This window comes from Rickettsiella grylli (assembly GCF_000168295.1).
GTDB classification, from domain to species: domain Bacteria; phylum Pseudomonadota; class Gammaproteobacteria; order Diplorickettsiales; family Diplorickettsiaceae; genus Aquirickettsiella; species Aquirickettsiella grylli.
The window spans coordinates 1,158,697-1,171,550 of sequence record NZ_AAQJ02000001.1 but is presented as its reverse complement, the minus strand read 5'-3'; the positions used below and the strand labels follow the sequence as shown (position 1 = coordinate 1,171,550).

General features: G+C 38.6%; 14 protein-coding genes. 8 read left to right on the top strand and 6 right to left on the bottom strand.

Annotated features, from left to right (window positions below; translation table 11 throughout):
• Positions 1 to 93: 93 nt before the first annotated feature.
• The 3 genes from RICGR_RS05430 to lptF are packed head-to-tail and all read right to left on the bottom strand — an operon-like array spanning position 94 to position 3,933.
• Positions 94 to 1,725, bottom strand: coding sequence for an NAD+ synthase (locus tag RICGR_RS05430; protein ID WP_006035330.1), 1,632 nt, complete (start codon positions 1,723 to 1,725; stop codon positions 94 to 96).
• Between the two features lie 13 nt (positions 1,726 to 1,738).
• Positions 1,739 to 2,806 carry an LPS export ABC transporter permease LptG gene (gene lptG / locus RICGR_RS05425; RefSeq protein WP_006035919.1) on the bottom strand — a complete coding sequence of 356 codons (1,068 nt, stop codon included), beginning with the start codon at positions 2,804 to 2,806 and terminating at the stop codon, positions 1,739 to 1,741.
• The gene (lptF, locus tag RICGR_RS05420) at positions 2,803 to 3,933 is read right to left on the bottom strand and encodes an LPS export ABC transporter permease LptF (RefSeq protein ID WP_006035082.1); all 1,131 of its coding nucleotides are present in this window, start codon (positions 3,931 to 3,933) and stop codon (positions 2,803 to 2,805) included. The genes lptG and lptF overlap by 4 nt, the downstream gene beginning before the upstream one ends.
• 111 nt (positions 3,934 to 4,044) lie before the next feature.
• Here lptF and RICGR_RS05415 point away from each other — a divergent pair, with 111 nt between their 5' ends.
• From RICGR_RS05415 to RICGR_RS05380, 8 genes are all read left to right on the top strand, one after another.
• Positions 4,045 to 5,547 carry a leucyl aminopeptidase gene (locus RICGR_RS05415; RefSeq protein WP_006035847.1) on the top strand — a complete coding sequence of 501 codons (1,503 nt, stop codon included), beginning with the start codon at positions 4,045 to 4,047 and terminating at the stop codon, positions 5,545 to 5,547.
• Positions 5,548 to 5,643: 96 nt separating this feature from the next.
• Positions 5,644 to 6,021, top strand: a complete 378-nt coding sequence (locus RICGR_RS05410; RefSeq protein WP_006034740.1) for a type IV pilus modification PilV family protein — start codon at positions 5,644 to 5,646, stop codon at positions 6,019 to 6,021.
• Positions 6,018 to 6,863 carry a PilW family protein gene (locus RICGR_RS05405; protein ID WP_006035430.1) on the top strand — a complete coding sequence of 282 codons (846 nt, stop codon included), beginning with the start codon at positions 6,018 to 6,020 and terminating at the stop codon, positions 6,861 to 6,863. The genes RICGR_RS05410 and RICGR_RS05405 overlap by 4 nt, the downstream gene beginning before the upstream one ends.
• Positions 6,853 to 7,467 carry a pilus assembly PilX family protein gene (locus RICGR_RS05400; RefSeq protein WP_040615199.1) on the top strand — a complete coding sequence of 205 codons (615 nt, stop codon included), beginning with the start codon at positions 6,853 to 6,855 and terminating at the stop codon, positions 7,465 to 7,467. Before RICGR_RS05405 ends, RICGR_RS05400 begins: the two co-directional genes overlap by 11 nt.
• Before the next feature lie 213 nt (positions 7,468 to 7,680).
• Positions 7,681 to 8,055: a hypothetical protein gene (locus RICGR_RS05395; RefSeq protein ID WP_006035537.1), complete on the top strand. Its 375-nt coding sequence runs from the start codon at positions 7,681 to 7,683 to the stop codon at positions 8,053 to 8,055.
• Between the two features lie 94 nt (positions 8,056 to 8,149).
• A complete protein-coding gene (locus RICGR_RS05390) occupies positions 8,150 to 8,548 on the top strand; it encodes a hypothetical protein (protein WP_006035821.1) in 399 nt (132 codons plus the stop codon).
• 46 nt (positions 8,549 to 8,594) lie between these two features.
• Positions 8,595 to 8,978 (top strand): hypothetical protein, encoded by a 384-nt coding sequence (locus RICGR_RS05385; protein WP_040615197.1) that lies wholly within the window; start codon positions 8,595 to 8,597, stop codon positions 8,976 to 8,978.
• Positions 8,979 to 8,994: 16 nt separating this feature from the next.
• The gene (locus RICGR_RS05380) at positions 8,995 to 9,666 is read left to right on the top strand and encodes a hypothetical protein (RefSeq protein ID WP_240992230.1); all 672 of its coding nucleotides are present in this window, start codon (positions 8,995 to 8,997) and stop codon (positions 9,664 to 9,666) included.
• Between the two features lie 73 nt (positions 9,667 to 9,739).
• Here the strand turns inward: RICGR_RS05380 and htpX are convergent, their stop codons facing one another.
• From htpX to groES, 3 genes are all read right to left on the bottom strand, one after another.
• Positions 9,740 to 10,675 (bottom strand): protease HtpX, encoded by a 936-nt coding sequence (gene htpX, locus RICGR_RS05375; protein WP_006035960.1) that lies wholly within the window; start codon positions 10,673 to 10,675, stop codon positions 9,740 to 9,742.
• A 132-nt stretch (positions 10,676 to 10,807) separates the two neighbouring features.
• Positions 10,808 to 12,469 (bottom strand): chaperonin GroEL, encoded by a 1,662-nt coding sequence (gene groL, locus RICGR_RS05370; protein ID WP_006035555.1) that lies wholly within the window; start codon positions 12,467 to 12,469, stop codon positions 10,808 to 10,810.
• Positions 12,470 to 12,508: 39 nt separating this feature from the next.
• A complete protein-coding gene (gene groES / locus RICGR_RS05365; RefSeq protein WP_006035156.1) occupies positions 12,509 to 12,829 on the bottom strand; it encodes a co-chaperone GroES in 321 nt (106 codons plus the stop codon).
• Positions 12,830 to 12,854 lie beyond the last annotated feature (25 nt).

Sequence of the window (12,854 nt, the reverse complement as noted above, 5' to 3'; positions counted from 1 at the left end):
GGTCTTGCTGGTATCTTTGTTCATAAATCCTTAGAAGCTGCTTTCATAGCTGAAAATTACTCCTTTTATGGAGTAATGATCTGAATACGCGAATTAAATTTTTTTCTTTAACTGTTTAGAGAACGCCGAAGTAATGGGATAGCGCCGCTCTTGGCCAAAAGCACGCGGCGTAATACGTGGACCAGGCGCTGACTGCTGGCGCTTATATTCGTTTTTATTCACTAAATGGATAATTTTTTGTACTATTTCTCGAGGGAATCCGGCTTGAACAATGTCGTTAATACTTTTATCGTGTTCAATGTAAAGTTCTAGAATAGGGTCAAGTTGCGCATAGGATGGCAATAGATCTTCATCTTTTTGGTTTTCAAAGAGTTCTGCACTGGGTGCGCGTGTCATTAATGAATTTGGAAAGATTTTGCAACGATTGCGATAAATCGCGAGTTGATAAACACGAGTCTTTGTAACATCCTTAAGAACTGAAAATCCACCGGCCATATCACCATATAAAGTACCGTAACCCACAGCAAGCTCGCTTTTATTGGTACAATTTAAAAGTAAGTTTCCATGGTGGTTAGATAATGCCATGAGCAAAACTGCACGACACCGTGCTTGAATATTTTCTGCAATAATTCCTTTCGGTGGATGTTTTGGATCTAAATTTAATGTGGTTAAAAACGCTGAAAAACTAGGTTCAATCGATAGTGTTTCAATAGAGACCTGTAGATTGCTACCCAGTTCTTTTACAATTTCTTGACTTAATTGAGAGGTGTAACGAGAAGGTAAAAAGACTGCGTGCACACGATCGCTTCCTAACGCATCGACAGCGATTGCTAATACTAATGCAGAATCAATACCACCAGAGAGACCAATTAAAACGCCTGGAAAATGATTTTTATTGACATAGTCGGCAACGGCCAACGTTAACGCATTATAAATGGCTTCATCGATTGGGGGTTTGGTTAACCGTTTTTGTGGCACGAAGTGGACGGATGAATGAATGGTGAGATCCACCAACCATAAGTCCTCTTTAAAAAAATCGGTTTCTGCAACACAGTGTCCTTTTGCATTCAGTGCGAAAGAACCTCCATCGAATACGAGATTATCCTGACCGCCTACACCCTGCACGTAAAGAACAGGCAAATGTGTTTCTTTGGTACGAGCCGTCGCTATTTTTAAACGTTGATGAGCCTTTGTATAATCAAACGGGGAAGCATTGATGACGACTAATAATTTCGCGCCGTTTTCTTTATGTGTTAAAGCAGGTTGGCTATGCCAGAGATCTTCACAGATTAAAATACCAACGGGTAAGCCTTTTATGTTAAATAAACCGTGTTGTGTTCCCGATTTAAAATAACGACATTCATCAAAAACGCCATAATTCGGTAAATATTGTTTATGATATGTGTTCACTATTTTTTTATTTTCCAATTGACTGACCGCGTTAAAAGTCCCTTGGGAAGAGAAGTCAGGGTAGCCTAATAAAAGAGTGACACCGATTGACTTTTCTTGGATAATTTTTAAAGCTTGTTGGATTTGTTGTTTAAAATCTTCACGTAAAAGTAAATCTTCAGGAGGATAACCAGTTAATGCAAGTTCAGGAAAAATTAATAGATCAACAGAAGCGTGTTTCGCTTTTTGTATGTTATCTAAAATGATTTGTGTATTTCCTTGAATATCGCCGACTAAGAAATTAGATTGTGCGACAGCAATGTGAAATAATGACATAATAACCTCGTACTTATCTTGTCCAATGCATTAATAGGATAGCGATCAACATAAAAATAAAGAGCGGGAGTAACGCTGCTAAAAAAGGAGGCCATTGATAGACAATGGCAAAAGGGCCCAAAAAATTATTTAAAAGATAAAAGCTAAATCCAATCGTTATTCCAGCAAGGGTTTTTAAACTGGTAGCAAGGGTTCTGAGGTGTTTAAAAGAAAAAGGAATTGCTAAACACATCATAACCCATAACGAAATAGGTTCAACAATCCGTTTCCAAAAAGCGAATGAATACGGGCTTGTATTTAAATGATTTTTTTTGCGGTAATGAATATATTCATGCAGTTGTCTTAATGACATTTCTTCCGGTTTAATAATTGAGATAGTTAACAGTTTTGGACTAAACGAAAATGGCCAAATTTCATGCGCGATAAATTTTTTCTTTACTTTGTTGAGAGTAATGAGGCTGGTCGCGATGTCATAGGCATGCCATGCCTTCGCCTTATAATTCACTTGTTTGGCGAAACTTGCTTTCAAGAGATTGTTATCATCATCAAATTGATAACAATTCACGTGATTTAAATGGGTGGGATCTAAAATAGATTGGATATAAATAAAATTATGTCCATCGCGAATCCAAACCGATCCTTGTTGAGTGGTTAGTGTTTGTCCTTTGGTGGTCAGAAAAAATTTATGACTTTCTGCAAGTCGAGCGGCATGGGGTGCCAAACCTTCGCCAATCAAAACCGTTATAAAAACCATCCATAAAGTCGCTTTAATTAAACTCCAAGCCATCTGATAAAGTGAAACACCGTTGGCGTGTAAAATCATTAATTCACTGTGTTTTGACAAAACGTTTAAGCCAAGAATACTACCGAGCAAAATAGCGATTGGGAAAAAATTATAAAATTGAGAAGGCAACGTCAGTAATACATAGGAAAAAGCACTGGTTAATGTATAGTGACCCGTTCCAATATCACGCGTTTCTGAAATTAATTGAATCAGCGCGAACAGAATGAGTAATATTCCCAATACAGATAGTGTTGTATGGATGATGGTTCTGCCTAAGTAGCGATCGATAATGTTCATTGGCTACGTTTAAATAAACAGAATAAATGATATTTGATGTGATTCCACCCCAAAGCATAACACCAAGCCACGAGGATGGTAAGAATAAGCAGGCCATGTATCGGCCAAAGACCGAGGGTATAAGAAATAGTGCCGTTTTCTATCCAGTCTCGCCCGACCAATAATAAATTAAGATACACAATATAAATGCCTATGACGGGTAATACATGAAGAAATTTTCCTTGTCTTGGATTTACTCGGCTTAAAGGTATTGCAAGTAAAGAAAGAAGGAGAATTGAGAGAGGTGCTGAAAGTCGCCATTGAAGCTCAGAAAAATAACAGGCTTTGTGCGGTGGACTCGCATTCCATAATGCCATACTCGATAAAGTATCTTGCTTTTTATGGGTTGTCGTACGGGGTAGGTTGATATGTATTCCATAATTTTGGAAGGCAGTAATATAATATTCCGTTTGACCCGGCGTTCCTTGGTAGCGTTTTCCATTGACGGCAACAAAAAAGGGCTCTTTGGTATGCGGGTTAAGGGTTTGGTAGCCACGATGAGCACTTAATATCGTCCAGGGCGTTATTTCTTGGGACGCTTCTTTGGGGCTTGTTTGTGCTAAGAAAATGTTTTTTACAGTGTGGTGATCAGTGGAAACCTTTTCGACATAAATGATACGATGACCTTGGTTTGTTTGTTGAAAGCGGCCCGGTTGCAAAGTTTGCAGTTCTATGGCTATTCCTGTTTGTGTAAGTAATTTATTTCGATAACTGAGTAAAGAAGGGCTTAACCAAAGACTTAATCCAGCCACGATGAAGAAGAGTAAAAAAATAAAAGGAAGGCTTAATCGTGTTAATTGACCTAAACTGAATCCGCAGGCGTTGAGCACCGTCATCTCATAATCGGCATAGAGACGACCATAGGTGAATAGTATAGCTAGGCATAAACTAAATGGAAGAAGTATGGCTAAAAACCGAGGAGATTCTAAAACGATAAGCTTCCATAAGATATTTGCTGCAAATTTTCCATAGGCGACTTGATTCAGATAATGAACAAACTCGTTACTGATTAAAATAAGGAATAAAAGGCTAGTAATAAGCAAAAGACTGGTAAGTACCTCTCGAGTTAAATAGCGAAAGAGAATCATTTTTATTAAAAAATAACAGAAGAACTCAGATTATTTCATAAAGAGGGTGCTGAATCTAGCAATAACATCATTGAACTAAAATTGATTTTAATAAAATAATTTGAGGTGCTTATGCAATATACTATAGAATCCGTTGATCTCGTTAAACACAATAGTGATTGTTTAATTGTTGCTGTTTTTCAAGATAAACGCCTTTCTCGAACCGCTCAGTGGTTCGATCATCAAAGTCAGGGCTATATCCAAAAAATTTTGGAAAAAGGAGATTTACAAGAGGAATGCGGAAAAACACTTCTGCTTTATAACATCCCTGAAATTCCAGCGACCCGAATGTTACTTGTTTATTGTGGGAAGGGATTCGATTTATCGTTGTTTGATTTTCGTAAAATGATAAGTGGGATGGCTTGTGCACTGAAAATGATACAGGCTGAGCAGATAACCAGTTTTTTAACAGATATTTCCGTAAAATCATCTGATCTCGATAGACAAATTCGTCAAAGTATCGAGCTGATTGAAGATTGTTTTTATTGTTTTGATGAATTAAAAACAGATAAAAACAATAAAAGCGTTCCACTATCAAAACGGTTTATTTTTAATGTTCCCTTGCAAGAGGTTGCGAAAATTTCTTCTGAAACAATAAAACACGCCATAGCGATTACAGAAGGAATAAAATTAACAAAAGATCTGGCTAATTTACCGGCTAATTGGTGTACGCCGCAGATGATGGCTGAACAAGCCAAAAAATTGGCGCATGAAGCAGGACTTCGTATTCATGTTTTAGAGGAAGATGCCATAAAAAAAGAAGGAATGGGTGGATTATTAGCGGTTGCACAGGGCTCAGAAGAACCTGTTCAGTTTATTACGTTAGAATATCTGGGTGCGGAGAAACAAAAACCAATTGTTCTTGTCGGTAAGGGTGTTACATTTGATGCGGGTGGAATTTGCTTAAAGCCTGCATTGGGTATGGAAGAAATGAAATATGATATGTCCGGTGCTGCCGCGGTGCTCGGCGTATTAAAAACAATTGCTCAGCTTGAACTGCCAATTCATGTGGTGGGCATTATTCCTTTAACTGAAAATTTACCCAGTGGACGTGCAGTTAAACCCGGTGATGTGGTAAAAACACTCGCGGGACTCAACGTCGAGGTTATCAATACCGATGCAGAAGGTCGTTTAATTTTAGCGGATGCGTTAACCTATAGTGAGCGCTTCAATCCGGCAGCGGTGATTGATATGGCGACACTGACAGGGGCTATTATTGTGACATTAGGCACAGTAGCCACCGGTATGATGAGTAATACAACAGAACTGGCACTTGAGATAGAGAAAGCAGGTCAAGAAAGTCAAGATAGGGTATGGCCATTACCATTATGGGATGATTATCAAGAACAAATTAACAGCAACGTCGCGGATGTTTCTAATGTGGGCATCGGTGGAGGAAAAAGTATTACAGCGGCTTGTTTTCTCTCTCGATTTACAAAAAAATTAAATTGGGCGCATTTGGATATTGCAGGAACAGCTTGGAAAAGTGGACCTGAAAAAACGGCAACAGGTCGGCCCGTTTCTTTAATCGTTCAATTTTTATTAAATCGTTGTAAGAATAATAACAGTGAGTGATGATAAAATCTTAAATCCGTAACAATTAATGATTTATTGCATAATAATTTTATTATTAATATAATAAGTCAGAATGGACGAGGTTATGGAATCGAGATGAAAAAAATCACACGATGTAGATATCAACAGGGATTTAGTCTCATTGAAGTGATGCTTGCGGCAATGCTATTAAGTTTTAGTGTATTAGGTTTTGCCAACGCTCAATTATTGGCTTTGCAGGCGACTGAAGAAGCCTATGCTATCAATGTAGCGCGTTTAAAAATGGTAGAATTGGCTGAAAAATTGAAACGCTGTAAACTGCAACCGTTTTGTCTGCGCCAAGTCCGTCTTCAATGGAAAAAAGAAGTGGAAGAAAGCCTTCCCCAAGGAATAGGTTTGATTTCAGAGCATTTATCTATCGTCCGAAGCAACGTTCAATGGTTCTCTCATTTTTCAAAATCTTCAACATCGATCGCGTTATGGTTTAGTCTATGAATCGGGGAGAACAGGGCTATAGCTTCATTGAATTAATGATAGCTATTAGTTTAGCCTTATTTCTGAGTGTGGGAATGATGACTCTTTTTAGTGATAGTCGTCACAGTTATCAGTTGACTCAACGTTTGAATGCGAACTTAGTAAAAGTTCGGATGGCTTTTTATTTACTGAGTCACGATATTCGTATGGCGGGTTTGATAGGTTGTGTGAATTTAATCGATAATGGGTCGTTACACCGTCTTTTCATGGGAGAGACGAGCTTAGTCGTTTGGCATAAAGGAAATACCACAGCGAACGTCAGTTTACCAAAATTAGCACGGTATCAAAAAAACAGTGATGTCATTTTAGTCCAATTTCTTGATCCCAACACCGTCCCCGTAAAGGAAGCGAAGTCCACGCAGATCACCTTCGCCCGTAAAACTACATTCCTCCTTCACGATGTTTTATTGATGAGTGATTGTCAACACGCTGAAATGATTCATTGGAATCATGTCCATTTGAGGTATCGTTATCAAGAAAATAGTGAAATAGGATTTTTTAACAAAATTATCTATTACATTGCCGATACAGGACGTAAAAATGAAAAAGGACAGGTCACTTACGCGTTATATCGGCGTCATTTAAATGAATCTATTTACAAACCGACCGAGTTAATCGAAGGAATCAGCAATATGACCATACGATTAGGCATGAAAAAAAAGGATGGAACCTTTTATTATGAAAAGGCCGACGAAGTAAAACAGTGGGATGCAGCACGCAGTGTGGAAATTAAACTACGATTAAACGATGGAAAACGACAACAAAAAGAATGGACGCAAGTGATTAATTTACGTGAGCGATAAAACGAGAAGTCCTCATTCCCTTTTTAATAGATCACAACAAGGAGAGCATGGTGCGGAACAACCTGCAAAAGAGATGCGTTTAATGTTTAGTGAGAAAAAGGAATTTATCATTTTATTATTAACAATTAATAAAAATAATCAAAAAGGATTTATACTCGTGACCGTGTTATTTTTCTTTTTTATCATGTCGTTGATGACGCTATCGATATTACATCATTCGTGCTTAGAGCTTCGCATGAGCCGAAATTTTTTGATGACTTCACAGCAGTTTCAGGCCGCTGAAGCAGGATTAAAAAAGGCAGAACATTGGGCTGAAACGCTTCAAACACCGGCGTTATTTTTACAGAAGTCCTTTACTGAGGAAGGCTTTCAAATGGATACAACACTGAGACGACATACCCTGCCTTATTGCATTCATCCTTATTCAGCGTATGTCTATGACATCATTGTAAAAACAAGTAAGGACGGTTCAAATGCATTGCGTTTGCAGAGTACTTACGTCATTAAAACAAACCATCTGTGCCAATCACGCGAGCGGCAATTAACGAGAACTGGACGTTATTCCTGGCGAGAATTGAACGCTTTATCATCCCATAAAAAATAAAGAAGACAAGGCCTTATCCTGCGTGTTGAATCATAACAGTGAATGATAGTGCGATGCATCCCTTGTTAACGATTTTTTTAATGGATAATCGAGATAAATTTTTAAAAAAAATGATTAAATAATTTATTTTAATCTAGTCAAGCGAACGATAATCGATTAGACTTTACGAGGTTATAAAAAGAAAGGAAGAACTACAATAAAGGAGTTACATCAATGTCTTTTATTTCTGCATTAATCAATTTTAGTGAAAATGGTTTTTTTGAATTAACCAATTCCCACCTTATTCTCGATAATATTCACGTTCTTGATCGGCGTATTCAGTATCTTAAAAAATACGAACCTGAAATTAATTTTTATCGAATTCATGTAAACAATATTAATCTCATTTCGGATGTTCTCCCGCATGAAACGTACCAACCTCAACCGGTTTTAAATGGCGCCATTACGGAGTATAACTCACGGGATTGGAGTGATAAATTGACGGATGTTGCGCTCGTTCAAATGATGCAGATGAATGGGTTTATGGCGCCTTTACGGATTAGAGATGAGGGGGAAAGTCCAGAAAGGCAATTGACGACGCTAAAATAAGCCTTATTTTCGGGTATTAACGCAATCGAATGGCTGGGATTCGATTGAACTGGAAAATGTCTTTTTTTATCACGGTCGTCAAATTTACTACGAAGTGACCGATGATTTTTATAAAGCGTTATTAAACGCGTTGGTTGAAAACGATGCGTTGAGAGAACTCAGTTTAAATCCATTCTCGCTGACGAAACATCGAAAGGATTTAATTCATTTTTTGACAAAACATTTTTCCTTGGAAGCATTGCATCTCGTGATAAATGACGGGAGTCAACAGGATTGGATCACGTTAGGCCACAGCGTAACGCTCCATCCTAAACATAAAATTTTGAATTTGAGTAATAGTGTTCTTGACATCCATGCGTATTCAGCTTTGTCTAACGTATTAGATAGGAATTATCGCGTGGATATTGCTACCCGACCGTCCCGCAGCGCTCATTTATGGGACGTGTATGAACGTTTAAGGGAACGTTCACTCAAATCATGTAGAGCGGTTTAAGGAAGATTATTTAACGCAGAATCAATTATTGAGCATAGCGTTCAGGGTGTTAGACTTTCTTCATGTACTTCGATTCGATCACAGTGAAGAACGTCTGTTATTGGAGCAGCAATTTGATTTTTTAGTCGATAATGAAGGTTATCGTGCGATCGCATCGGATCAAAAAGAAGCTTGGGCCGAAAAGATAAAGGTGTTGCCACTGGTTTATCAAAATCATATCGACTATTTAGAACAGGAAGCATCCTTCGTTCAGCTTCAGATGAGTGAAGTGGTGGCGGATGGAAGTAAAACGATAGGTTATGTGTTGTTGGAAAAAGCGTTAGAAACGCAAAATCCAAAAGCGCTTAAAACGTTATTGAATGCGAATATTAATTTATTTGAATTTCAACACAATGGACGATCCTTTTTTAGTGAGAGTACTTCAAAGTAAAGGGGATTTAAAAAAAATGGTGGTTGACTATATTCGAAGTGATCAACGACTCCTTGAACGGGCTTCAGAATATTTAGTGACTTATCCTGATTTAAGGAACCTTTTTAAAAAATTTTTTAAGGAGCATTTAGATGATTATGGTGCTCATTTAGTAAAAAAAGATAATCCCACAGTGTTATTCTTAATCGCCAAAAAAATATTACATACGTGGAGGTCGATTGTCGAGCTCGAAAATCCTTCAGAAAAACGAGGCAAAGAATGTGCTGCAATCTATCTGGTTTTAGATAAGAGTCTTCAAATTATGGAAAAAACCTCCGAAGATACCTACAATGCGTTCGATGCAGTGCATACATTTGAGAGAAGATTCGACAAAAGCGTTACGCGGTTTTTTAATACCTCGTTTTTACATGAAAAAATATTGGAATTAATTCATAAATTTGAGATTCAATTACTCCTCAGAAAAAAAGAAATTAAGGAGAAGGAGATAAACCAGTTAAAAGAAAGAGCGGTTTCTCGTGAAAAATTTTTAAATTTAGAAGCTAAAAATACAGATCTAGAAGCTGAAAATGCGGAGATAAAAGCTCAATTAAAAGCGTTCATGAAGAAGATGCAGCGTGTAGCCGATGATGCCGATCCAGAAGCCGCTGGTGAAGCGGCGTGTTCAAGAAGCGGATTTTTCCAGCCTTAACGCGAGCGCTATTCGTGCTTAGAAAAACCAGGACGAACCGGAATGTGCTGCACCCGTTTTACCGTGATTCAAATCACCTTTGATCGATTGATTCGTTTTCTTTTTGTAAACGTTCAATGCGTAGTTCTAAGGGCGGATGACTTGAAAATAAAGCTCGAAATCCACGACTTTTATGCGATATTTTTAACGTCGATAGAGAAGGGGCTCGAGTGTCTTCAGGTTGTTTCGTTTCCATTGCTTTTTGTAGGGCGCGTAATGCTTCAATCATTTTATTACGACCCGCTAATTGAGCGCCGCCTTTATCTGCTCGATATTCACGATGTCTCGAAAAAGCCGCGACTAAAATGCTACCTAAGAAGGTAAACAAGATATCAAAGACCATCGACAGCATAAAAAAAAGAGGACCAGGTCCGCTGGCGGTTCCTTCGTTGTTATTGTTACGTCCGGCTGCACCTACAGAGATCACATAAGCGACAATACGTGATAAAAAAAGTGCGAAAGCGTTAATGACACCTAAGATAAGCGTCATCGTTACCATATCACCATTGGTGATATGAGTAATTTCATGCCCTAATACACCTTCAACTTCGTTTGGATTCATTTTTTGTAGTAGACCACTCGAAACCGCCACTAAAGCGTTTTTTTTAGTAGGACCTGTTGCAAAAGCATTGAGTTCAGGTGATTCATAAATTCCCACTTCAGGCAAAACCTTTAAGCCCGCTTTGCGCGCTAAGGTATGAATCAGGTCAAGGATGTTTTTTTCTTCACCCAGTGCCGTGCCAGGATCAATCATTTTTAAATTCATACTTTTTTTGGCGACCCACTTGGAGGTAAAAAGTGAAATAAAAGCACCGGCTGTTCCCCACAATGTACAAAAAATAGCTAATGATAGATAATTAATACCATGCGTGGTGAGATAACTGTGTAGACCTAACACATGAGTCACAATGGAAATCGTGGCAATGACTAAAATATTAGTACCTAAAAATAATAGAACACGACTGAACATAAAAATAATTCCTTAATGAAGAAAGGAGTATTCTGCTGTTTTACAAGTGTAGTTAATTTGTTGAAAAAGAAAAACCCCGCAATTAGCGGGGTTTTTAATGATATGAGATCGATTGCTTGTTGTCAGCAGTGGTTACATCATGCCACCCATGCCGCCCATACCACCCATGCCGCCCATGCCGCCCATATCAGCAGGAGCAGCAGCTTCGTCTTTTTTAGGAGGTTCAGCAACCATACATTCCGTGGTAATCATAAGACCTGCAATAGAAGCAGCATTTTGTAGTGCAGTTTGGGTTACTTTGGTCGGGTCTAAAATACCCATTTTTATCATATCACCATATTCACCGGTTGCTGCATTATAACCGTAGTTTCTTTCTTCACTGTGCAGCACTTTGTCAATCACCACGTCCGGGAGTCCACCGGCGTTCGCCACGATTTGACGTAAAGGTGAACGCATTGCTTCAGCAACAATACGAATACCATGTGCTTGATCAGGATTAACTCCTTTGAGATTTTTTAAAGCGTTTAAAGCGCGAATTAAAGCAACCCCACCACCAGGGACGGTACCTGCTTCGACTGCAGCACGTGTTGCATGTAAAGCGTCTTCTACGCGTGCTTTCTTTTCTTTCATTTCCATTTCAGTGGCTGCACCGACCTTAATCACTGCAACACCACCGGATAGTTTAGCGGAACGCTCTTGTAATTTTTCTTTGTCGTAATCAGAAGTGCTGGCTTTAATTTGAGCGTCAATCTCATCGATGCGAGATTGGATGACGCTTTTTTCACCTTGGCCATCAATGATCGTCGCATTATCTTTCGTAATGACAACCCGTTTAGCCGAACCTAAATCTTCTAGCGTCGTTTTTTCAAGATTTAAACCAACTTCTTCAGCTATCACATTCGCTTTTGTTAAAATACCAATGTCTTTTAGCATTTCTTTACGTCGGTCACCAAAACCAGGTGCTTTCACGGCGCACACCTTGACAATACCGCGAATGGTATTAACAACTAAGGTTGCGAGCGCTTCACCTTCTACATCTTCTGCAATAATAAATAAAGAACGACCTTCTTTCGCAACACTTTCAAGCACAGGTAATAACTCACGAATATTAGAGATCTTCTTATCGACTAAGAGAATATAGGGATTATCTAATTCGCACGCCATGCTTTGTTGGTTGTTGATAAAGTAAGGGGAGAGATAGCCTCGATCAAATTGCATCCCTTCTACCGTATCAAGCTCATTTTGCAGACCAGAACCATCTTCTACGGTAATAACGCCTTTTTTACCTACTTTTTCCATTGCTTTGGCAATGATTTCACCAATTGCTTTATCAGCATTTGCCGAAACAGTACCGACTTGTGTAATCGAATGGTTGTCATCACAAGGTTCTGAAATCGCTTGTAATGATTCTATTGCAGCAGTGACCGCGTTATCAATTCCTCGTTTGAGATCCATAGGATTCATGCCCGCAGCAACGGCTTTCATTCCTTCACGTAAAATAGATTGCGCTAATACAGTCGCTGTGGTTGTTCCATCACCTGCTTCGTCTGAAGTTTGAGAAGCAACTTCTTTAACCATTTGCGCGCCCATATTCTCAAATTTATCTTTGAGTTCAATTTCTTTTGCAACGGATACACCATCTTTAGTAATGGTAGGAGAGCCAAAACTTTTGTCTAAGATGACGTTTCGACCTTTGGGGCCTAATGTTACTTTGACAGCTTCAGCGAGTATATCAACACCTCTTAGGATAGAAGTGCGTGCATCTACACCAAATTGTAAAACTTTTGCAGCCATTTTATAATTCCTCTGAATAAAAAAAGGTTAAAATTGTAATTAATCGTTGATTAATGCTAAGACATCATCTTCACGCATGATAAGATATTCTTTGCCATCAAGCTTGATTTCCGTTCCGCTATATTTTCCAAAATAAATTTTATCGCCTACTTTAATGGTTAACGCTTGGATTTGACCTGATTTCAAACGCTTACCGTTTCCTACAGCGACCACGAGACCCCGCACTGGTTTTTCTTTTGCAGTATCGGGAATAACAATACCACCTACGGATTTCTCTTCTTCGTCATCACGTTTGACAAGAATGCGATCATTCATAGGCACCAAACTTTCAACTAAAGGCTTTTCTAATGCTACACTCATGCAGATTTCTCCTTAAGAATTACTG